Origin of the sequence: Gaetbulibacter sp. PBL-D1 (assembly GCF_050509525.1) — a bacterium.
Lineage (GTDB): Bacteria > Bacteroidota > Bacteroidia > Flavobacteriales > Flavobacteriaceae > Gaetbulibacter_B > Gaetbulibacter_B jejuensis.
The window spans coordinates 1-22131 of record NZ_JBNWKB010000003.1 but is presented as its reverse complement, the minus strand read 5'-3'; the positions used below and the strand labels follow the sequence as shown (position 1 = coordinate 22131).

Genomic DNA, 22131 nt, shown 5'->3' with positions numbered 1-22131 from the left:
ATGGGTTTATCTCTAAAAATCAAAAACTATACCTATTTTCGAAAATAACGACTTTTAATAAGATAAATTTTAAAAAAGAGTTAAAACTTACCATTAAAACTTAAGCGTAGCTTACGGTTGTACTCTTCCATTAGCCAATCTTTATAGTTTTGCGTGCTGTTCATTATACAATATGAGTATTGTTTTATGCGGTAAGCAATATCGTCTTGAAGTAGCTTGGTTAATGCTCTAGCTTCAAAAACATCCTCACTGCTTTCAATACACATTTGCGAATGTTGCTCAATAGAACGCTCAATAGCAACAATAGATTTTTGACCTTCTTGAATAACTTCTTTATACACTTGTTTAATGTCAAAGTCAGTCATTTTAGCACCTTTAAAACGAGCTTTTACTACATCTGGCATGACGTAAACAAAATCTCGCTCGATATCTTCGTCGTTTCTAATATTTTCTAAATATAGGTCTGGATATTTAAAAATGTGTTGCCAATCAACAGGTTGATTCCATGGTCCAAACCTAATGGCATTGTTACCTAAATCTAAAACCATGAATGTTTTTTTATCTCCAAAAATACGAGAACCACGACCAATCATTTGAAAATAAAGTGTCAACGAACGTGTTGCTCTATTTAAAATTACTGTTTCAACTGAAGGTTCATCAAACCCTGTGGTTAAGATACTTACCGAAGTTAAAATTCCGTCAGGTGTGTTTTTAAACCACTTTAAAATCTCTTTACGTTCTTGCTTAGTATTTGTATTATCTAGGTGTCGAACATTGTAACCAGCTCTTTTAAACACATAATACACTTCTTTAGAAGTATTAATTCCGTTATTAAAGATTAATGTCTTTTTTCCTTTTGACATTTCTTCGTAAGCATGCAGCAATTTACTCTGCATGATGGAATTAGTATATAGTGCTTCTGATGATTTTACAGTGTAATCACCATTAATACCAATTTTTAAAGTATTTAAGGCAACATCATAATTATATACTTCAGCATCTGCTAAAAATCCGTTTTTAATAAGTGTCGCAATATCATCACCAACAATAAGTTCTTGATAATTGTCCTTCATTGGCAATTTAATATTAGAACTTAAAGGTGTTGCTGTTACTCCAAGAATAAAGCACTTATCAAAAAACTTAAATAACTTTCTAAAGGAATTGTAATGTGCCTCGTCAATAACTACTAAACCTATATCTTCAAGCTTTAGCTTGTCATCATTAAGTCTATTGTTTAAAGTTTCTACCATTGCAACAAAACACTTGTACTGGTCTTGGTCTGGTAAATCTTTTACTTTACTGTTAATGATTTTGTTTTTAACATTAAATCCAGAAAGCATTTTAGAGGTTTGCTTACAAAGCTCAATTCGATGTGTAAGTATTACTACTTTTTTGTTGTGATTTTTAATGTAGCGACGCACAATTTCAGAAAATACTACTGTTTTTCCTCCACCAGTTGGCAATTGATACAATAAATTATAGTTATCTGGCGACTTATCCATCACATCAAAAATGCGATTTAAGTCATTTAATTGATAATCGTATAACCGTTTTTTACTCTCTTGTTCTTTTGCTGCTTGTAGCGTCTCAGACATAAATAAATCTCCCTCTTAAAAAATTCGTACAAAACTAAGGTTTTATAAGGTTATAACGCAGTAATCTTTCAACATTTATTAAAAAGATTTTCACAAAATTAGTTTACATTAAGTTAAGCTCCTCTACTCTATTCGTTTGATAGTTATTTGTTTAAACGTTAAAATTTGTTAATTTATTACTTTGTTATGCATAGTACTGTAACAAAAATTAAAAATGCTCGTCTATTAGGTATAAACATCAATCATTTAAAACAAAATATTATGAGAACTTTAAACACAAATCAATTAAGCGGAACTTTAGAGAACACAAGAAGTAATTCTTGGAACAGTAAAAGACGTTTTAGAAGCTAATTCAAACAGTCTTAATTTCATCAATCAAAACCATCAATCAATCATGAAAACTTTATCAAAAATTATCGACACAACACACAGTAGCGACGACGACTTGGAGACGTTACGATAAAAGAAATCATCAATCAATTAGCGAGTTAGAAAAACCAGTATGAATCTTGATCATGCTGGTTTTTCTTTTTAACAAAACTTTATGTTATTGTTTTTGAGAGGACTAGTAAAACTTCTAATCCTTTTATTATGAGAACTTCAAGACACAATTCGCCACAAGTAAATGCTGGTTCTATGGCAGACATCGCATTTTTACTATTAATTTTCTTTTTGGTAACCACAACCATATCAATGGATAAAGGTATTAACCGAAAATTGCCCAAGCCTTGTCCGCCAAACACTGAATGCAGCGAACCCATTAACGAACGAAACATTTTAAGGATTGTTTTAAACAGTAAAGACGAAATCTTTGTTGAAGATGAGTTAGTTACCTTACCAGAACTAAAAGATATTGCTAAATCATTTTTAGATAATAATGGAAATGATAGTTGTACGTATTGCAACGGAAAAGGACTATCATTTTTATCTGACAACCCTAAAAAAGCTGTAATTTCTTTGCAGAATGATAAGCTTACCTCTTATAACTTTTACATTTCAGTACAAGATGAACTTACTAAAGCTTATTATGAATTAAGAGAAGTGTATACAAAAGATGTATTAGGTAAAACTGCAATAACAGTAACTGATGAAGATATTGCAGCAGTGAAAAAAGCGTATCCTTTTATTCTTTCAGAGGCTGTGACGAGATAGAATCTTTTTCTATTTCAACCTGATAGCTAATAGTTACTTTTTTTCGTCCCCATTCTTTGGCAGCTTTTACATCTGTTCCCATGTAAATATCAATCCTGTTGCGCCAACGACGGTTCATTTTGTCTTTTACAAGATACAATCCGTCAAGACCTTTGATGGTAACAGGTGTATTGTGCTCCAACCCTAAAGCTAACAAATCTCTTGAAACAGCAATGTATTTATAACCTGGTTTTAGGCTATCTCCAAAAGCAGTAATATGTGGATTGGTATTGGTTTGATACTCAAAAGAATTATAAGCTGTAGCTGTTACTTTGAGTGTTTTCCATTCGTGAGTAGCAACTTCTTTTTCGTTGCAAGACAAACAGAAAATCATACAAAAAACACAGAATAACTTAAAAGTATTTTGTTGCATCATAATGACTAAGATACAACAAAAAGGATGTTAATACTCAAGCAACTCTTTTAAAACCGTTTCGAATCTACCTTTAGCTAAGTACTGATCTTCCAATTGCTTTACAAAAGGTATTGGTGTTTCTAAGCTCGCAACTCGTTTAACAGGAGCATCTAAAGCCTCAAAACACTCTTCCATTATCAGTGCTGAAATATCACTTGCTATTCCACCAAATAGCGAATCTTCTTGTAAGATAATGGCTTTTCCTGTTTTTCTAACCGAATTAAATATAGCTTCAGTATCTAAAGGCTGTAAAGTTCTTAAATCTAATAAATCTGCTTCTATATCAGGATTTTTATCTAGAGTTTCTAAAGCCCAATGTACTCCTGCTCCATAAGTAATTATGGTTACCGCATTTCCTTCTTTTAGCAATGACGCTTTACCAAATGGTAGTGTGTAGTAATCTTTAGGAACATCTTGTCGTATGCTTCTGTATAAAGCTTTGTGCTCAAAATACAACACAGGATTTGGGTCATTAATTGCTGTAGCTAATAAACCTTTGGCATCATAAGGAAACGCTGGATATACTACTTTTAAACCTGGTGTTTTTGTAAACCAAGCTTCATTGGTTTGCGAGTGGAAAGGACCAGCGGCAACACCAGCGCCACAAGGCATTCTTACAACAACATCGGCATTTTGGTTCCAACGGTAATATGATTTAGCCAAATAATTAACTATTGGGTTAAATCCAGAACTAACAAAATCAGCAAACTGCATCTCTACAACTGCTTTCATTCCTGCAATAGACAGTCCCATTCCTGCTTCAACAATTGCCGATTCACAAATAGGCGTATTTCTTACTCTGTCGTTTCCAAACTCTTTTACGAAGCCTTCAGTAATTTTAAAAACACCACCATATTCAGCAATGTCTTGCCCCATAATTACTAAATCTTTATGGCGTTGCATAGACTGTTTTAAACCTTCAGAAATAGCATCAATAAATCGCAATTCATTAGTTTTACTATTTGGAATAACTTCTTGATAATTAAAATGTTTAAACAAGTCATTTAACTCGTTAGTTGCGCTTGGAGTAATCTCTTCTTCATCGTAAGCTAACTGTAAGTTTTCGTTTATTTCGTTAAGGATATTATCACGTAAAATAGTGTCCTCTTTTTCAGTAAGTATTTTTTGTTCCTTTAAGTAAACTTCAAAATTTCGTACAGGATCTTTTTTAGCCCATTCAGTCATTAATTGCTCAGGAACATACTTTGTACCACTAGCTTCTTCATGACCACGCATTCTAAAGGTTTTAAATTCAACTAAAATTGGTCTTGGTCGTTTTCTTATGCTTTCAGCTAGCTTTGAAATTTTACTATAAACATCAACAACATTGTTTCCGTCTATAATAAACGACTCCATTCCGTAGCCTTTACCTCTATCTGCTAAATCTTTACAGTTGTATTGCTCGTCTGTTGGAGTTGAAAGTCCGTAACCATTATTTTCAATACAAAAAATAACAGGCAAGTGCCACACAGAAGCTACATTTAAAGCTTCATGAAAATCACCTTCGCTAGTTCCGCCTTCACCAGTAAATACTGCTGTTACTTGGTTTTTGTGTTTCAGTACGCTTGCAAGTGCAATACCATCTGCAACTCCTAGTTGAGGACCTAAATGCGAAATCATCCCTACAATATTATACTCTTGCGTTCCAAAGTGAAACGACCTATCTCTTCCTTTAGTAAAACCATTGGCTTTACCTTGCCATTGGCTAAACAATCTGTTTAAAGGTACTTTTCGGGTTGTAAATACACCTAAATTTCTATGCATTGGTAAAATATACTCTTCTTTGTTAAGAGCCATTGTAACACCAACAGAAATAGCTTCTTGTCCAATTCCTGAAAACCACTTTGAAATTTTACCTTGTCGTAAAAGGATAAGCATTTTTTCTTCTACCATGCGTGGTTTTAGCATGTTAGCGTAAAGTTGTAAAAGTATTTTAGAGTCTAAATTCTTTTTGTCGTAAGTAATATTGCTTTTTGATGAAGTTAGCATTTTGTCATTTTTCATTCGTATTTCAAAAGTAACTAAAAATTGAAAGATTTATATCTAAGCAGGATTTTTTTTAACAACCAATCAAAGAAGTGAAATTTTAGCGATGTTTTCGTTATTTTTGTATTATTACTACTTAAAAATACAAACAATGAATTCAATACCTAGTGTAAATCTCGAAGATTTTATTTCTGGAGATCCTGATAGAAAACAAAAATTTATTAAAGAAATTGGTAAAGCTTATGAAGAAATAGGCTTTGTAGCATTGAAAGGTCATTTTTTAGATGATAAACTAGTTGACAACCTATATAAAGAAGTAAAAAACTTTTTTGACTTACCAGTTGACACTAAACAGAAATATGAAATTCCTGGAATTGGAGGCCAAAGAGGTTACGTATCTTTTGGTAAAGAAAGTGCTAAAGGAAAAAAAGAAGGTGACTTAAAAGAGTTTTGGCATTTTGGACAATATGTTGAAGACAATCCGAAACTTGAAGAAGAATATCCAAGCAATGTGACTGTAGAAGAATTACCTAAATTCAATGAAATTGGTAAAGAAGCTTATAGAATGCTCGAAAAAACAGCTAGATATGTTTTAAGAGCGCTTGCACTTCATTTAGATTTAGAAGAAACCTATTTTGACCAATACATCCACAACGGAAATTCTATTTTAAGACCTATCCACTATCCTCCTATTAAAGAAGAGCCAAAAGAAGCTGTTAGAGCTGCTGCTCATGGTGATATTAACCTTATTACATTATTAATGGGAGCTCAAGGACGAGGACTACAAGTACAAAATCATAAAGGTGAATGGATTGACGCCATTGCAGAGCCTGATGAATTAATGATTAATGTTGGAGATATGTTGTCGCGTCATACTAACAACAAATTAAAATCTACTATCCATAGAGTTATCAATCCACCAAAAGAACTTTGGGGAACATCACGTTATTCTATTCCATTTTTTATGCATCCTGTAAGTGAAATGAGATTAGATGTATTGGAGAGTTGTATTGACGAAGACCATCCAAAACTGTATGATGATATCTCAGCTGGAGAATTCCTTCATGAGCGTTTAGTTGAACTAGGTTTAATTAAAAAATAACCAGCAACTGCGTACTGAAAATTAATAAATGGACTTACAAGACCAGCTTAAAAACCTTTTTCCAGACCATGTCCCAGAAGCGTCTGATGACACCAATGACGATGCAGATGGACTATGGATGCAGGACGATCCTATAATTTGTAAATACGAAAAGCGAAAAGGTAAACCTATTACTATCTTAGAAGGTTATACAGGAGCTACCGAAGATTTTAAAGCACTTGCAAAAGAACTTAAAACCAAATTGAGTGTTGGTGGAAGTTTTAAAGATGATAAAATCATTATTCAAGGCGACTATAGAGATAAAATAATGCAAATACTTAAAGACAAGGGATTTGCTGTAAAACGTGTAGGCGGATAATTATGGAAACATTGCATATTACAAATGGAGATAGCCTAACCGAAAGGTTATTAGAACTCTCAATACAAGGTGATATTTTAACTTGGGATGAAATGCTTTGCGAAGGTCCAACTACTGAGCGTATTGATGCTAAAGAGTATTTAAAAATCAGAAAAGACTTTTTTAACGATGTGTATAATCTAGATTTTCATGATGAAAAATTCTTTGAAGACATCAATAAGCTCAATAATGCTGATGCCTACAAAGAAATTGTCCTTTGGTTTGAATACGATTTATTCTGCCATATCAACCTTGTTGCTGTAATAAGCTTAATCAAACAAAAACAAATTAATCTTCCTGTGTATTTAGTGTGTTCTGGTAGAATTGAAGGCGAAAAAAGCCTTAAAGGATTGCCAGAGCTTACACAAAGCCAGCTTTTAAACCACTATAAAAATAAAATAAAGCTTTCTGAAGAGGATTTAGATTTGGCTACAACTGTATGGAAAACCTATTGTGGTAAAGACCACAACCTATTAAAGCCTTATATCACCAAAAAATCATCGTTTAAATATTTAAGCAATTGCTTAAAAGCGCATTTAGAGCGTTTTCCTGATTCAAAAAGTGGCCTGAGTGTTTTAGAGCATAATATTTTAGCTATTGTTAGAGATAATGATATAAAATCTAGACATCATCTTTTGGGTTACACCTTAAATTATCAAGGTTATTTTGGGTTTGGAGATATTCAAATTAACCGATTAATTGATAAACTTTCCATATTCTTCAACGAAGAAGAACAACATATTTCTTTAAACAGAAAAGGTCATGAAGCCTTATTAAATACTACTAATTATTCATCTGAAATAAACAATAACATTTACTATGGTGGAGTAAATAGATTGGATTTTCAGTTTAGTAAACAACAAAACAAACTTATTAAAACACCAATAAATGCCTATTAAAGCGTCTGAACTTATCTTAAATCCTGATGGTAGTATTTACCATTTAAATTTACGACCAGAACATATTTCTGATACTATTATTACTGTTGGTGATCCTGATAGAGTTGACAGTGTTACTAAACATTTTGACACTATTGAATTTCAAACTAAAAAACGAGAGTTTCACACCCAAACAGGAACTTATAAAAACAAACGTATTACAGTAATTTCAACAGGAATTGGAACTGATAATATTGATATTGTATTTAACGAGCTAGATGCTTTGGTAAATATCGATTTTGATAAACGCGAAGTAAAACAAAAACTTACTTCGTTAAATATTGTTAGAATAGGAACTTCTGGTTCTATCCAAAAAGAAATTCCTACTGATTCGTTTTTAATAAGCGAATATGCAGCAGGTTTTGACAGTTTATTACATTTTTACGAAAGCGAACATGTGCAATATCCTGAAATTTCTGAAGCATTAATACAACATTTAGATTGGTTTAAACATAAATCAAGACCTTACATTGTGTCTTGTGACCAAACGCTTTATAACAAACTAAGCTCATCACAAACAGCACAAGGGTTTACAGCAACCAATGTTGGATTTTATGGACCACAAGGACGTGTGCTAAGGTTGCCTGTTCAAGACCCAAAATTAAATGATAAATTAGCATCGTTTAATTACCAAGGAAAAACCATTACTAACCTTGAAATGGAAACCGCAGGAATTTACGGTTTAGCAAAATTATTAGGTCATAAAGCATTATCCATGAATGCTATAATAGCAAACAGAGCATCAGGAACGTTTAGTGAAGACCCAAAAGCAATTGTAGACGATTTAATTCTTTACACGCTTAACAAACTTACAGATTGAATATGAAGAACGTAAAAATTGGAGGTGTACCAGAGCATTTTAACCTTGCTTGGTATTTAACTTTAAAAAATGGTGAATACAAAGACGAAGGGATTAACCTACGTTGGAAAGACTATTATGGTGGTACAGGTTCAATGTGTAAAGCACTTCGTAATGGTGATATTGATATGGCAGTTATTTTAACTGAAGGTATTGTTAAAGATATTGTTGAAGGCAATCCAAGTAAAATAGTTCAGGTGTTTGTGCAATCGCCTTTAATTTGGGGAATCCACGTAGCTAATGATTCTAAATACACATCTATTAACGATTTAAAAGGTACAAAAGCAGCAATTAGCAGATATGGTTCTGGGTCGCACTTAATGGCTTATATCAATGCACAAAACAACGATTGGAATTTAGAAGAAGATCTTAATTTTGAGGTCGTTAAAAATCTTGATGGTGCTGTTGAAGGTTTGGTAGACGGTAAAGCAGATTACTTTATGTGGGAAAAATTTACCACTAAACCCATAGTGGATAAAGGTGTGTTTAGACGTGTAGATAATTGCCCAACACCTTGGCCTTGTTTTGTAATAGCAGTAAGAGATGAATTTATTGAGAATAATCTAGAGGAGTTAAATACCATCTTGGACATTATAAACAACACAACTTCTGATTTTAAGAGCATACCTAGTATTGATAAAACCATTTCCAACAGATACGACCAAAAACTTGAAGACGTACAAGAATGGTTAAATTTAACCGAATGGTCTCAAGAAAACATAGACAAATCAACAATAACTAATGTTCAAAACAAGCTGTTTGAATTGAATATTATCGATAAAAAACTTCAATATCCAGAAATAGTTTACAAATTGTAGTAGGGAAATCGCTACTAAACTTGTTATATAGTTAAAGGTTAAACTTATATTACTTAAGTGTTATTTTTTGGCATTTTTTGTACGTAACTTTCTATATATTAAAATTTTACTTACATTTGCCCATACCCAAACCAAGTTAAATGCTTGACTAAACCGTTGATTCTATGATTATGAAAATTACTTTATTGCTATTTTTTCTAGTTGCTGTTAACTTCTTATTGCTATTCTTTAGCTGCAACAAAACGACTAAAAAAGCACAATCTAAAAGAAAAGTTGTTAGAGACTTTAGAGAGCCAAAAGTGGTTACCAAACAATTGGAACAAACCCAACTTGCTCCAACAGGGAGTTAGTTTTACTAAAGTGTTTGTTACCAAACCAATACCCTCTATTAGCGCTTAATGGCGAAGGATGTCCTGATGTAAGTATATGATGCTTGGTCTTATCAATTAGCGACGCTTTCTTTTTAGCAAACCCTCCCCAAAGTAAAAAAACCACATTCTCTTTTTCTTTACTTATGCTTTGTATTACAGCATCAGTAAACGTTTCCCAACCTTTTTTTTGATGACTTCCTGCTGTATGTGCTTTAACTGTTAAAGTCGCATTTAAAAGCAGCACACCTTGTTTTGCCCAACGTTCAAGATTACCACTTTTAGGATAAGGCGTATTGACATCCGTTTCAATTTCTTTAAAAATATTAATTAATGATGGAGGATGCGGAATACCATCGTTAACCGAAAAACACAACCCGTTAGCTTGTCCTGGACCATGATAAGGGTCTTGACCTATAATAACTACTTTCACTTCGTTAAAAGTACAATGCTCAAATGCAGAAAATATTTGCTTAGCAGGAGGATAACACGTACTTGTAGCGTAAGCATCTTTTACAAAACTAACCAACTCAGAAAAATACGGTTTGCTAAATTCTTCTTGTAAATAAGGTTTCCAGCTTGGGTGTATATTAACGTCCATAATGTATTGCGTGTACCACAAAAATAAAGCTATCCTACTACTCTACTAAATTTATTTTCATGAAATATAACTACGTTCAGAAACCAAACCGAAAGAAATTAAGATATTTTGAAGCAACCTTTTAAGATTTGTAGAGACTATTAAGAAAACACATTAACTAAAAAATGAAATATTATGAATAAACAAACTATCTATTCAGTATTACTTGTTCTTGTCGTAATTGCAACATCTTGTTCAAATGATGATGATATCGAACCTACAATTGGAAACTTAAAAGATGTAACCGATTGTGAAATAGCAATAGAAACAAACACATTAGCATCAATATGTGTAGATGGAACTGATTTTGCTTTACCTAATGAAATCATAAAATTTGTAACAACTTTTTACTCAAAAAACGACAACCCTATTGACACCGAATTTATATGGACTATAGAATCTGGTAATATGGAAATTTTGAATATTGAAAATTCAACTAATGGCTTAATTGCCAAATCGATTGCTTTAATTAAATTTAATACTGACTTTTCAGGAAATGGTGTAATAAAAGGAATGGCTGAAAATAATACTGGAAGCGGATTTGCCACACATAGTATTGAACTGGAGTCTAATTAAAAACAAAGCCATCCCACTACTCTATTACATTTATTTACAGGAAATACAACTATATGCCATATAGTCTGTTTTTCAATTGTTTAATTATATAAATACCACTGTATGAATGATTAAAATAATCGATATATTTTAACGTTAGTTAGTAACATTGCAAAATCTTATGAAAAAAATCACCATCATTTTATTAATTACAATTATCGTTACAAGTTGTAAAAAAGAAAAGGAAATTAACGTTCAATATATAACTGACAAGTTTAACGAAACAATTGAAAATATTGACGAAGTTCAATATGATGTGCAAAATGTAATGATATTTTCTGATGGTAATGTTTGGAATAACAAAGGTTTTGCAGTTCTTGAGAAAGAAACTACTGATACGGTCTTCGGATTTTCATTTTATGGAATAAGAAATGACATTAATAAGTCATCAATTTATAAAGATGGAATTGGATTTAAAATTTCAAATAGTAAAAGAAAATTTGAACAAGAAAAAACCGGATTACACTTTCTAGGAAGTCCAGGAGGACAAATGATTTATCGCGACTTTTTTAAATTGGATTCTGTATATAAAAGCGTTGTATTTTCTAAAACTGACAGTACTTATATTCTCACATATACATTTGAAGATGATTTAAAAAACAAAATCACAGATAAAACTAAAACTGTTGAATTAAGTAAAAACAACTTCCTACCTAAAAAGGTGGTTAATTCATCTCAACCTGATTTCGGAAACAAGCAAACTGTTGAATTTATGTTTGATAATATCAAAATAAATGAAAACATCGATAAAAGTGTTAATTTGTACATTGAAGAATTAAATGAATATGAACAAATAATAGAAGAAGAACCTAAACCAAATCCTCTATTAAAAAAGGCATTACCAGAACTCATTTTAACCGACTTGTTTGATGAGAAAAATAAAGTAAATATTGATACGGATAAATTAACACTAATTGATTTTTGGGAAGTATGGTGTGGTTGGTGTATCAAGTCATTTCCAAAAGTAGAGGAAATTAAAAACAAGTATGAAAACGATTTAAATGTAATAGGAATTGTTTCACAGGATATCGAAAATGCAAGAAAATTAGTAACGAGAAAAGAAACAACTTTTTTAAATTTAATTGGAAACAAAGAACTAAATAAAACCTTTAATATAAATAGTTGGCCAAGGTATTTTTTAGTTGACCAAAATGGGATTATTCAAGAAGAATATCACGGATTTTCCGACCAAATCGAGAAAGATATTAAAAGACTGATTAACAAATAAAAAAAAGTGTTACAACAATAACTATAAAAACTTGTTTGTTCCTGACAACTTCTGATAATTTCAATAAAACTAAATAAGTTTTCTATCATAAAACAAAGCCATCCCACTACTCTTCTACATATATTTATAGAAAATAAATTATGTACCTACAATTCTAGCTTTCAATAATTTAAAAGTATAAATTAGCAACATGAGGATTATTAAAACAACCCATATCTTATAAAGTTGTAGCCCATTTAAAAACAAAATCTTAAAAATGAAACAAACCTTTCTACTGTTATGTATTTTATGTTTTAGCTGTAATACAAAAAATAAACCGAATGAATTAAAAATAGAAGAACAAACTGAACTAAAAAATGATAAAATTAAAGTTTTAAACTTTGGAACATTTCACTTTGGTTTTACACCTGATGCTAACAAAACAGAATTCGACGAACATAGTGAAGAAGCACAAAAAGAAATTAGAGAAATTTCAAAAATGTTAGCTCAATTTAAACCTACAATAATATGTGTTGAAAACCTACCAAAATTTAATACTGAGATTAATAAAGCCTACCAAGATTTTTTAGATAATCCTTCGACATTAAATACTAAATATGGCGAAAGTAGTATGATTGGTTTTGATGTTGGCAGATTGAGTGATGTAAAAAAAATATATGGAATAGATAATCATATGGGATATAATTATAGTGTTGGAGATTTTATTGAAAACAGTCCAGAATATAAAAACAACATTGATTCAAAAACATATTTACAATTAACAAATGAGCCATTTAAAGATTATCCCGAAATGGCTAAACGAGAAAAAAAATATGATAAACTGTCATTACTTGAGAAATTAAAATTAATTAATGAACCCTTGCATCTTGATTATTCAATAAATACGAATGCAGATAAACTACTCTATGTAGGAATAGAGGATGGATTTGAAGGTACTGATAATGCAGCTATCTTCTATCATAGAAATATGAAAATATATTCTAACCTAAACAGAATTCCAATGACAAAAAATGATAGAGTATTTATAATTATGGGAACTGCTCATACTGCTTTTTTAAGAGAATTTATGAAAAGAAGCCCAAAATTTGAAATGGTAAACACATTAGAATACCTAAAATAAAAAACGAACTATAACTATAAGTAATCACTTGTTCTCGTCTACTTCTTAAAAACACAACTATTAGTTACTAACAATTTGTGCATTAAATAATTTTACAAACGCATGTAATGCCTTGATTACTAATGTTTAAAACACTAACTTCGCTTAACAGTAGATATAGATAATTAAAATAATTCATATCTTATAAAGTTGGCAATAATTAGAAAGTAACCGTAAATCCAAAATAAAATGAAAAATTTAACACTTCTTTTAGTGACAATATTTCTTATTTCTTGTAACGAAAAAAACAAGCAAACGGAAATAAAATCGATGGATGAAACCAAAATAGATATTCAAGCCGAATTAGCATCGATTGAGGAAACTCGCGCAGGCTTTCAATTGGCAATTAAAGAAAAACGCTATGCTGATTTAAGGAATTATGGTACTAAAGATATCATATCATTAACACCTATTTGTGGGACTTGGGAAGAATATAAACGTCTACGAAATGAACCTGTGGGCTCTTTTAGTTACGACAGTTTGATTATGAAACCTAAAGAAACAATTATTGTAAGTGATAGTATAGCGTATGACTTTGGAACAAGCTCTGTTTATTATACCAATGAACAAGGTGAACCGATAGAAATTGAGGATACTTTCTTGGCCATACTAAAAAAGGACAAGAGCGATGGAAAATGGAAATTACACAGAGAAGTAGCCACAACTAATAAATTGGAAAAATAACTATTGCCAACAATGTATAACTGCAATTACGGCTGATTCGACTACTTCTGAAAAACACAACTATTAGTTACTAACAATTTGTGCATTAAATAGTTTTATAAACGCATGTAATACCTTGATTACTAAAATTGAAAACTTTAACTTCGCTTAACGGTAGATATAGATAATTAAAACAATCCATATCTTATAAAGTTGTAAGTAATTTGAAAAAAATACCACTAATAAAGAGAATTGTTTAAAACAAAATTGTATATTTAAATATGTCAAAGAAAAGAATATATACAAAAAAACTTGGCACAAGAGTAGCCGTGTCAGCCAGACCAGTTAATTCACGCAAATACCACGTGATAACTGGCGATGGTCAAAAGTGGACTGTAGTTGCTGATGGAAATACCAGAGCAACAAGAGTGTTTGCCACAAAAGTTGGCGCTATCGAATTTGCAAGAGAGACAGCTGACAAAATTGAAGGAGAAATTATAATTCATAAAAAAACTGGAGAAATTGAAGAACGAGTTTCTCTAGCTAAATAATTAAACTTCTTTATGGCATTTGAACAAAATGTTTTTATAAATTGTCCTTTTGATAACGATTTCAAACCTCTTCTCAAAGCTTTAGTTTTTGAATTAATCTATTTAGGTTTTTCACCAAAATTATCTCAAACTTTATCTTCTTCAGCGATTCGTGTCAATCAGATTAAAAATTTAATAAAAACTTGTAAATTCGGAATTCACGATTTATCAAGGAGTAAAGCTATGGCTGTTGGAGAATTGCCTAGATTCAATATGCCTTACGAATTAGGATTAGATATTGGAGCTTTAGAGTATGGAAGTAGAAAGCTAAAAACAAAAAGAATCTTAATTCTAGAAACTGAAAGATTTCATTATCAAAAAGTAATTTCGGATATAGCAGGACAAGATATTGAAAATCATAATGACGACCCAAAAACATTAATCACAAAAGTTAGAAATTGGTTTTCGGCAAATTTTACAGAAGAAACAATTGTCGGTCAAAGTGTAATTTGGATTGCTTATAACCAATTTATTGATGATTTGAACACTAACTTATCTGCAACTTATACTGAAGACGAAATTGAGGAAATGCCAATAGGCGATTTCATTAAATTTGCAAACGATTGGATTAGTGAGTTTAAGGAATAAAAACTACTTACAACAATGGCTATAAGTAATCACTTGTTCTCGCCTACTTCTAAAAACACAACTATTAGTTACTAACAATTTGTGCACTAAATAAATTCACAAACACAGGTAATACCTTGATTTCTAACATTGAAAACTTTAACTTCGCTAAGCAATCATATTTTATGAAGTTGGCAGTAAGTTGAACAAACATCTATGAGAAAAATAACATTTCTATTATTATTGGTAATTGCGTCTTCTTGTGAACATAAGAGTGAACCATATTCTATGTATGGATTATTAATTGAAGAATTCGTTCAATCGAGCGAAATGCTAAAGACTCAAATTGCGGAAAATCTAGCAAATGAAAAGCTGACAAATAATCAATTAGCACATTCGTACGATAGTTTGACATCTGAATACTTAAAGTATTTAGATAATATTTACTCTGAATTAATTAATAATCCGAAAATAGAACAACCATCGAATTACGATGGCGAATTTTCGAAAAAAGAATATATAAACGAGTTTTTCTTTGATGGAGAAAAATACAATCAACAGGGAACTGAATTTATTTCTAAACTGGAAAAATATAGAACGGAAATCTTGAAATTGATAACTGATAAGAATTTAGCAGAACGAGTGAATACAGTATTAAACACGGACTATGTTCTAAATCGCGAAGGGAAGAAATTCGCTTATTTGAATTATATGTATAAAGATTTACCACTAATTAGTGTTTTAGCTCATATGAAAAATAGAGAAAAGACAATCATAGAATTTGAAAATGATTTCTTAAAAAACAGATTATTGAATGAATAAAACCTACTGCCAACACCGTATATAAAAAATTGCTGATGTTGTGCTAAAACAAAGGTCGTTGCACGTTTGTTACGTCTGATTTTCCTTCGGAAAATCCTCGCACGCAAACACGCAACTTTCCATATACAAACCGTTCAAGCACATTCGGCTAAAGCCGACCAATGTTGCTACATTGCTTCGCAATTCTCGCCCCATTGGAAATGTGCTTGAACGCTGCGCTATGCCAAATTGCTCCTAGGTATATCAAATAACATCGACTTTAACCGCACTTCGAGTGAAAACGTGCAAGAACAATAGCTATACGCAATTTGATGTGGTTTAACCTGTATTTTTAAAAATTTGTGAATAAATTCACTATTTTTAAAATCCAAAACCACACTACGCATAGCGCAGCGTTAAGCGCAACTCCAAAAAATTCCATAGTTCAATTGTATTATGTAAGTTTGTACTCCTTTTAAAAAATTAGGTTTCACTACATATAAATAAGCTTCTTGCTGTCGCAGCAAATAGTATGGTTAACATTCATAAAAAGACATTACAAGATTTAGAGTTTCATGTTGTGTTGCAACAGGTTTCAGAGTATTGCATTACCAACTTAGGTAAAACCCAATGTCTTGCAATTACTCCTGTTAGTAATCGTAACGCATTAATGCAAGAGCTACACATGACCAATGAATATCTGGCGTCTTTTGAAAACGAAAACAGAATTCCTAATCATGGATTTGAACCTATCACCAGAGAACTACAATTCTTAAACATTGAAGGTTCGGTTTTGGAAACCCTTAGCTTTAAAAAAATTGTATCCATTTCAACCGTTTGTAATGAGATTATCACGTTTTTAAAGAAGTTTGAAGAGTATTATCCTACTTTATCCACTCATGCGTCCCACATTGAAGTTACTAAAGAGTTAATCAACCAAATCAATGTAATTGTTGATCGATTTGGTGATGTAAAAGATAAAGCATCACAAGAGCTCTACACCATTAGGCAATCTATAAACAATGTAAGAGGAAAAATAAACCAAAGTTTTACTAGTGCGCTTAACAGTTACAGTGCTTTGGATTATCTAGATGATATCAGGGAAACCGTTATTGAAAACAAACGTGTACTTGCTGTTAAAGCTATGTACCGACGTAAAGTAAAAGGTAGTATTCTTGGTAACAGCAAAACAGGAAGTATTATTTACATGCAACCTGAAGCAACGTTTCAACATACCAGAGAGCTCAACAACCTTGAGTTTGAAGAACAAGAAGAAGTTGAAAAAATACTAAAAGCACTTACTGAAGCTACACGACCTTACGTTCAACTTTTGGAGCAATACCAAACCTTTTTAACTAAAATTGATGTGGTTGCTGCTAAAGCAAAATATGCACAAAGTACCAATGCGTTGTTGCCAAATATCAATACCAATAAAACCTATATTGCTAAAAACGCGTACCATCCACTACTCTATTTATCTAATAAAAAGGAAGGTTTAAAGACTTTTCCGCAATCTATAGAACTGCAACCTGAAAACAGGATTATTGTTATTTCAGGTCCAAATGCTGGTGGAAAAAGTATCACTTTAAAAACCATAGGACTGCTTCAAGTTATGCTGCAAAGCGGGATGCTTATTCCTGTTCATGAAAAAAGTGATGTGTGTTTGTTTGATAGAATTCTTACTGATATTGGTGATAATCAATCTATTGAAAATCATTTGAGTACCTATAGCTATCGCTTAAAACAAATGAATTACTTTTTAAGAAAGTGCAATAAAAACACCTTGTTTTTAATTGATGAGTTTGGTACAGGAAGTGATCCTGAACTTGGTGGCGCTTTAGCTGAAACCTTTTTGGAAGAGTTTTACCATAGAGAAGCCTACGGAATTATTACAACACACTACTCTAACCTAAAAATTTTGGCAAACGAATTACCGTTTATGCAAAATGCCAATATGCTGTTTGATGAAAAAACTCTGGAACCGATGTTTAAACTGGTTTTAGGTCAAGCAGGAAGTAGTTTTACGTTTGAAGTAGCGCAAAAAAACGGAATTCCGTATAGTTTAATCAACAGAGCTAAAAAAAAAATTGAACGTGGTAAAGTACGTTTTGACCGAACCATTGCTAAGCTTCAAAAAGAACGTAGTAAACTTGAAAAGACAGAGCGTTCATTAAAAGAAAACGAACAGAAAAAGCAAAATGAAGCTGATAAGCTAGAAGAAATCAATGCTAGAGTTCAAAAGAAACTAGAGAACTATCAAGAGTTATATGATAGTAACCAGCGCTTGATTTATTTAGGACAAAAGGTAAACGAACTTGCTGAAGGTTATTTTGAAAACAAGCGTAAACGTCAACTTATGGACGAACTTTTTAAGCTTGTACAGATAGAAAATTCTAAGCGCAAGAAGATTTCAGCAAAGCAAAAACGTGCTGAAAAGAACAAAGAACAGCAAGTTAAAAAGGAAGTTGAAAAGAAAGTAAACGTTATACGACAAAAGAAAAAAGCAGCTAAGAAAAAGGAAGTTGTGGTTGAAAAACCAAAACCTGTTTTAAAAGTTGGCGATAGAGTTCGTATGGAAGATGGTCGTGCTATTGGTAGTATTGATACTATTGAAAAAGGGAAAGCAACCGTTAACTATGGTATGTTTACTACCAATGTAAGTTTGGACTTATTGGAGTTGGTAGAAGCTAAGAAATAATAAAATACTGTCAATTCGAGTATGCCAACACTTAGTGTTGGTATGTATCGAGAATAAGGATTTTACGTTTAAAGAAGTTCTCGATACAATTTTTTCAAAAAATCACTCGAACTGACTTTTGGAACATAGAGTGATTTAACTCAATTTTTTAAATTCACTACTGTAAGATATTGTACTTTTGTATTGTGAAATACAACTTACCAGAACATAAACAATTAATTCTTTTTGATGGTGTTTGCAACCTTTGCAATAGTTCCGTTCAATATGTTATTAAACATGATAAACACAATACGTTTATGTTTACTGCATTGCAAAACAATACAGGACAAGAAATCATAAAGGATTTTAATATAGATACGTCTAAGATAGATTCTATTTTATTGTTTTCACACGAAAAAGGACTGTATTACAAATCTACTGCTGCTTTAAAAATAGCATCTCAATTGGGTTTTCCTAGAAACTTGATGGCTGTGTTTTTAATCGTTCCTACGTTTATTCGTAATTGGGTTTACGATTTTATTGCCAAAAACCGTTACAAATGGTATGGCAAACAAGAGGCTTGCATGATACCTACTCCAGAGTTACAATCTAAATTTTTAAAATAAAAAAAAGCCCACTTAATCAAGTGGGCTTTTTCTAACAATTAACAACTAATTAAAAACTAATTTAACTCTAAAAATTACTTTAATAACTAAAGGGAATCAATTATAAAAGTTTGATTTATAGCACATTATTTTAATATTGTAAATGTATACGTTACGTGTTAGGGAGCATAAAAATATCGATATAAAGCCTAAAAAATTTGTTCAAAAAGGCATAATTGTAAATAATGTCTATGAACTGCATAAGTTTAATTATCTGTTTGTTAACTAACTCAAAATAGGATTATACTCAAAGAAAGAAGCCTTAAACTCAATAGAGGTTTTAATTTTCGTGGTGTGGTAATAGTTTTACTTAACAAAACTAAATCATCTACAATCATGAAAAACATTCTACTATTATTCTTTATAGTTTCAACTCTTGGCTATGCTAACAAGAAAAATACGTCTTCCACTATTAAAGAAGTCACAGTGTACTTAAATGGAGCACAAATAACACGAACAACTACTGTTAGTCTTCCTGTTGGTACAACCGAATTTGTTTTGGATAATCTCTCACCTAATATTCAAGAGAGTAGCATTCAAGTTTCTGGACTAAAACAAGCCTCTGTACTTTCTATTAATTATGGCATCAATTATTTAACCAAAAAAAATTATACCAAGACGATAGATTCATTACAAACCCAAAAAGATGTATTGTATGATAAAATTCAAATAGAAGACCAATTGATTTCTGGGTATAACGAAGAACTTTTTATAATTCAAAATAACCGAAAATTAAGTAGTGATACTGAAACAGTAAGTTTGGAAAAAGTTAAGGCTTTTGCTAATTACTATCGAACTCGTATTACAGAGATAAATGCGCTTATTTATAAATCTGAAAAACAAAAAAAAGAATACAATGCGTCAATTTTATTAATTCAAAAGCAATTACAAGAGCTTAATGTAGATGATAAAGTGCAAACAGGTGAAATTAGTTTAAAACTCAACTCAGCAGTAACAGAAAAACTAAATTTGATAATTAAATACAATGTAACAAACGCAGGATGGTTCCCTATTTACGATTTAAAAGCTGAGAAAATTGATGCGCCAATTAACCTGCAATATAAGGCTCATGTATATCAAACAACTGGTATTGATTGGGATGATGTAAAACTTACACTTTCTACCAGTGACCCAACAACAAACAATTTAAAACCAGATGTAAACACTAAATTTTTAAATTTTATAAGTCCTTATAGTAATTATCAAAATCAACGTGCAACAAAAAATTATAATTACAAGTACAACCCAATGGTAAAGACTATTTCAGGTACCATAACTTCTTCTTCAGATGGTTTACCACTTCCAGGAGTTAGTGTTATTGAACAAGGTACTACAAATGGTACTCAAACTGATTTTGACGGAAACTACATGTTGAGGGTTACAGGAGAAAGCAATGCTGTTGAATATTCATATGTAGGTATGCAGAGCGAAGTCTTACCAATACATTCAAGCACGATTAATGTTTCAATGCAAGAAGATGTTGCTCAACTTGATGAAATAGTAGTTACTGGTTATGCAAGTACAAGAATACGAGGTAATAATTCGGTTAAAAAAGATAAAGATCCTCTATATATTGTTGATGGAGTTCCAATGGACGCAAAAGACTTTAATCAGCTAGACCAAAACAGTATTTCTAATATTAATATTTTAAAAGATGCAAGTGCTACAAGTATTTACGGTTCTAGAGCTGCAAATGGTGTTGTACTAGTTACCACAAAAAGAACGACTAGTAATGGTGATTTTATTGATGAAGGTATTACAAATACACGATTTGAAATTCAAAAAAATTATAGCATTACTTCAAATGGAGATATAACAGTTATTGAGATTGACACGTATTCAATTGATGCAACATATTCTTATTTTACTGCTCCTGTGATAAACGAAAACGTATTTTTAACTGCAAAAATTGGCAATTGGGAACAGTATAATCTTTTACCTGCTGAAGCCAATGTGTATTTTGAAGGTAGCTATTCAGGAACAACCAACATTAACCCTTACGCTACAACTGACAGTCTTACAGTATCTTTAGGAGTTGATCCTAATGTTGCAATAAAACGTTCTCAAAATAAAGACTTTAAAAAGAACGCTTTTATAGGCAGTAACAAGATTATCACTAAAAATTATGATATTGAATTAAAGAATAACAAACCTACTTCAATTGATATTGTTGTACTTGATAGAATTCCAATAAGTCAAAACAAAGACATTAAAGTAGATGATATTGAAACAGGCACTTCAAATTATGATAAGGACAAAGGAATTATGGAATGGAAGCTTAAACTGTCTTCAAACGAATCTAAAAAGCTGAATTTTGGATATACTTTGAAATATCCAAAGCATAAACGCATTAATATGTGACAAAAAATAAGCCTCAAAACGAAGCGACATCAGTTTGAGCCTAACTTCAGTTAGTTGGGAACTGCTCAAATTCTTTTGTAAGGCATGTCTAACCTTACACAGGTATTAGGAAAACTAATAGATGTTTTTGTTTTGAGGCTTTACTTTGTAGTCAATGTATATAATGATTAGGTTCATATGTAATGTCACTTCGAGTAAAATTCTGAAAGAATTTTGTATCGAGAAGTGCTTTTATGATGGCAATTTTCTTGTTTTCTATACAAATTCCACTCATTTTAATCGTGAAATTCACTCTAACTGACAGAAATTCTTTATTCACTATTCTCGCTAGTTAAGATTTTTTAAATCTTTTCTTAAAAACAATTGGTCTACTTCAAACTTTTTAAAATAAAATCTAGGTTTTTATTAGCGACATCATCGTTAAGATAAGCATCAGTAAAGTGTTTTGAGGTATTAGCTAAACCTAATTCTTGAAGTTTTTTTATGGTATCAATAT

At 31.4% G+C, this 22131-nt stretch carries 20 protein-coding genes; 16 read left to right on the top strand and 4 right to left on the bottom strand.

Annotated elements, in window-relative coordinates:
* Positions 1 to 80 precede the first annotated feature (80 nt).
* Positions 81 to 1595: a DEAD/DEAH box helicase gene (locus ACQ0RB_RS03235; RefSeq protein ID WP_129760050.1), complete on the bottom strand. Its 1515-nt coding sequence runs from the start codon at positions 1593 to 1595 to the stop codon at positions 81 to 83.
* A gap of 591 nt (positions 1596 to 2186) precedes the next feature.
* Here ACQ0RB_RS03235 and ACQ0RB_RS03230 point away from each other — a divergent pair.
* A complete protein-coding gene (locus tag ACQ0RB_RS03230; protein ID WP_430496445.1) occupies positions 2187 to 2747 on the top strand; it encodes an ExbD/TolR family protein in 561 nt (186 codons plus the stop codon).
* On the opposite strand, the gene ACQ0RB_RS03225 is transcribed toward ACQ0RB_RS03230, so the two are convergent.
* The gene (locus tag ACQ0RB_RS03225) at positions 2719 to 3120 is read right to left on the bottom strand and encodes a 3D domain-containing protein (RefSeq protein WP_430496687.1); all 402 of its coding nucleotides are present in this window, start codon (positions 3118 to 3120) and stop codon (positions 2719 to 2721) included. The genes ACQ0RB_RS03230 and ACQ0RB_RS03225 overlap by 29 nt on opposite strands.
* A 69-nt stretch (positions 3121 to 3189) precedes the next feature.
* Positions 3190 to 5190: an alpha-ketoacid dehydrogenase subunit alpha/beta gene (locus ACQ0RB_RS03220; RefSeq protein ID WP_430496443.1), complete on the bottom strand. Its 2001-nt coding sequence runs from the start codon at positions 5188 to 5190 to the stop codon at positions 3190 to 3192.
* Between the two features lie 148 nt (positions 5191 to 5338).
* Between ACQ0RB_RS03220 and ACQ0RB_RS03215 the strand changes: the two genes are divergently transcribed.
* From ACQ0RB_RS03215 to ACQ0RB_RS03195, 5 genes are read left to right on the top strand one after another with little or no spacing between them, the layout of a single operon-like run.
* The gene (locus tag ACQ0RB_RS03215; protein ID WP_129760046.1) at positions 5339 to 6289 is read left to right on the top strand and encodes an isopenicillin N synthase family dioxygenase; all 951 of its coding nucleotides are present in this window, start codon (positions 5339 to 5341) and stop codon (positions 6287 to 6289) included.
* A gap of 28 nt (positions 6290 to 6317) precedes the next feature.
* A complete protein-coding gene (locus tag ACQ0RB_RS03210) occupies positions 6318 to 6647 on the top strand; it encodes a translation initiation factor (protein WP_262732851.1) in 330 nt (109 codons plus the stop codon).
* 2 nt (positions 6648 to 6649) lie between these two features.
* Positions 6650 to 7585 carry a DUF1835 domain-containing protein gene (locus tag ACQ0RB_RS03205; RefSeq protein ID WP_430496441.1) on the top strand — a complete coding sequence of 312 codons (936 nt, stop codon included), beginning with the start codon at positions 6650 to 6652 and terminating at the stop codon, positions 7583 to 7585.
* The gene (locus ACQ0RB_RS03200; RefSeq protein ID WP_430496439.1) at positions 7575 to 8444 is read left to right on the top strand and encodes a nucleoside phosphorylase; all 870 of its coding nucleotides are present in this window, start codon (positions 7575 to 7577) and stop codon (positions 8442 to 8444) included. Before ACQ0RB_RS03205 ends, ACQ0RB_RS03200 begins: the two co-directional genes overlap by 11 nt.
* Before the next feature lie 2 nt (positions 8445 to 8446).
* Positions 8447 to 9301 (top strand): substrate-binding domain-containing protein, encoded by an 855-nt coding sequence (locus ACQ0RB_RS03195; protein ID WP_129760042.1) that lies wholly within the window; start codon positions 8447 to 8449, stop codon positions 9299 to 9301.
* Between the two features lie 303 nt (positions 9302 to 9604).
* Here ACQ0RB_RS03195 and ACQ0RB_RS03190 read toward each other — a convergent pair whose 3' ends face one another.
* A complete protein-coding gene (locus ACQ0RB_RS03190; protein WP_430496437.1) occupies positions 9605 to 10270 on the bottom strand; it encodes a uracil-DNA glycosylase in 666 nt (221 codons plus the stop codon).
* A gap of 174 nt (positions 10271 to 10444) precedes the next feature.
* Here ACQ0RB_RS03190 and ACQ0RB_RS03185 point away from each other — a divergent pair, with 174 nt between their 5' ends.
* The 10 genes from ACQ0RB_RS03185 to ACQ0RB_RS03140 all read left to right on the top strand — a co-directional run bounded on the left by ACQ0RB_RS03185 (position 10445) and on the right by ACQ0RB_RS03140 (position 21635).
* On the top strand, positions 10445 to 10885 hold the full coding sequence (locus ACQ0RB_RS03185) for a hypothetical protein (RefSeq protein ID WP_262732855.1): 441 nt from the start codon (positions 10445 to 10447) through the stop codon (positions 10883 to 10885).
* Between the two features lie 160 nt (positions 10886 to 11045).
* Positions 11046 to 12152, top strand: a complete 1107-nt coding sequence (locus ACQ0RB_RS03180; RefSeq protein WP_129760039.1) for a TlpA family protein disulfide reductase — start codon at positions 11046 to 11048, stop codon at positions 12150 to 12152.
* Positions 12153 to 12408: 256 nt separating this feature from the next.
* Positions 12409 to 13272, top strand: coding sequence for a DUF5694 domain-containing protein (locus ACQ0RB_RS03175; RefSeq protein ID WP_430496436.1), 864 nt, complete (start codon positions 12409 to 12411; stop codon positions 13270 to 13272).
* A 228-nt stretch (positions 13273 to 13500) separates the two neighbouring features.
* Entirely contained in the window at positions 13501 to 13995 is a 495-nt protein-coding gene (locus ACQ0RB_RS03170) for a hypothetical protein (protein ID WP_036119663.1), read from the top strand.
* A 344-nt stretch (positions 13996 to 14339) separates the two neighbouring features.
* On the top strand, positions 14340 to 14525 hold the full coding sequence (locus ACQ0RB_RS03165; RefSeq protein WP_430496435.1) for a DUF2188 domain-containing protein: 186 nt from the start codon (positions 14340 to 14342) through the stop codon (positions 14523 to 14525).
* Between the two features lie 12 nt (positions 14526 to 14537).
* Positions 14538 to 15152, top strand: coding sequence for a hypothetical protein (locus tag ACQ0RB_RS03160; RefSeq protein WP_430496433.1), 615 nt, complete (start codon positions 14538 to 14540; stop codon positions 15150 to 15152).
* Positions 15153 to 15347: 195 nt separating this feature from the next.
* Positions 15348 to 15953, top strand: a complete 606-nt coding sequence (locus ACQ0RB_RS03155) for a hypothetical protein (RefSeq protein ID WP_430496431.1) — start codon at positions 15348 to 15350, stop codon at positions 15951 to 15953.
* A 511-nt stretch (positions 15954 to 16464) separates the two neighbouring features.
* Positions 16465 to 18630 carry an endonuclease MutS2 gene (locus ACQ0RB_RS03150; RefSeq protein ID WP_430496429.1) on the top strand — a complete coding sequence of 722 codons (2166 nt, stop codon included), beginning with the start codon at positions 16465 to 16467 and terminating at the stop codon, positions 18628 to 18630.
* Positions 18631 to 18815: 185 nt separating this feature from the next.
* Positions 18816 to 19235, top strand: coding sequence for a thiol-disulfide oxidoreductase DCC family protein (locus ACQ0RB_RS03145; RefSeq protein ID WP_335976036.1), 420 nt, complete (start codon positions 18816 to 18818; stop codon positions 19233 to 19235).
* Positions 19236 to 19610: 375 nt separating this feature from the next.
* Positions 19611 to 21635 carry a mucoidy inhibitor MuiA family protein gene (locus ACQ0RB_RS03140; RefSeq protein WP_430496427.1) on the top strand — a complete coding sequence of 675 codons (2025 nt, stop codon included), beginning with the start codon at positions 19611 to 19613 and terminating at the stop codon, positions 21633 to 21635.
* Positions 21636 to 22131: the final 496 nt, after the last annotated feature.

Coding starts and splice junctions, on each gene's coding strand:
- ACQ0RB_RS03235 (WP_129760050.1), bottom strand. CDS start 1,595: ATGTCTGAGACGCTACAAGCAGCAAAAGAACAAGAGAGTAAAAAACGG.
- ACQ0RB_RS03230 (WP_430496445.1), top strand. CDS start 2,187: ATGAGAACTTCAAGACACAATTCGCCACAAGTAAATGCTGGTTCTATG.
- ACQ0RB_RS03225 (WP_430496687.1), bottom strand. CDS start 3,120: ATGATTTTCTGTTTGTCTTGCAACGAAAAAGAAGTTGCTACTCACGAA.
- ACQ0RB_RS03220 (WP_430496443.1), bottom strand. CDS start 5,190: ATGCTAACTTCATCAAAAAGCAATATTACTTACGACAAAAAGAATTTA.
- ACQ0RB_RS03215 (WP_129760046.1), top strand. CDS start 5,339: ATGAATTCAATACCTAGTGTAAATCTCGAAGATTTTATTTCTGGAGAT.
- ACQ0RB_RS03210 (WP_262732851.1), top strand. CDS start 6,318: ATGGACTTACAAGACCAGCTTAAAAACCTTTTTCCAGACCATGTCCCA.
- ACQ0RB_RS03205 (WP_430496441.1), top strand. CDS start 6,650: ATGGAAACATTGCATATTACAAATGGAGATAGCCTAACCGAAAGGTTA.
- ACQ0RB_RS03200 (WP_430496439.1), top strand. CDS start 7,575: ATGCCTATTAAAGCGTCTGAACTTATCTTAAATCCTGATGGTAGTATT.
- ACQ0RB_RS03195 (WP_129760042.1), top strand. CDS start 8,447: ATGAAGAACGTAAAAATTGGAGGTGTACCAGAGCATTTTAACCTTGCT.
- ACQ0RB_RS03190 (WP_430496437.1), bottom strand. CDS start 10,270: ATGGACGTTAATATACACCCAAGCTGGAAACCTTATTTACAAGAAGAA.
- ACQ0RB_RS03185 (WP_262732855.1), top strand. CDS start 10,445: ATGAATAAACAAACTATCTATTCAGTATTACTTGTTCTTGTCGTAATT.
- ACQ0RB_RS03180 (WP_129760039.1), top strand. CDS start 11,046: ATGAAAAAAATCACCATCATTTTATTAATTACAATTATCGTTACAAGT.
- ACQ0RB_RS03175 (WP_430496436.1), top strand. CDS start 12,409: ATGAAACAAACCTTTCTACTGTTATGTATTTTATGTTTTAGCTGTAAT.
- ACQ0RB_RS03170 (WP_036119663.1), top strand. CDS start 13,501: ATGAAAAATTTAACACTTCTTTTAGTGACAATATTTCTTATTTCTTGT.
- ACQ0RB_RS03160 (WP_430496433.1), top strand. CDS start 14,538: ATGGCATTTGAACAAAATGTTTTTATAAATTGTCCTTTTGATAACGAT.
- ACQ0RB_RS03155 (WP_430496431.1), top strand. CDS start 15,348: ATGAGAAAAATAACATTTCTATTATTATTGGTAATTGCGTCTTCTTGT.
- ACQ0RB_RS03150 (WP_430496429.1), top strand. CDS start 16,465: ATGGTTAACATTCATAAAAAGACATTACAAGATTTAGAGTTTCATGTT.
- ACQ0RB_RS03140 (WP_430496427.1), top strand. CDS start 19,611: ATGAAAAACATTCTACTATTATTCTTTATAGTTTCAACTCTTGGCTAT.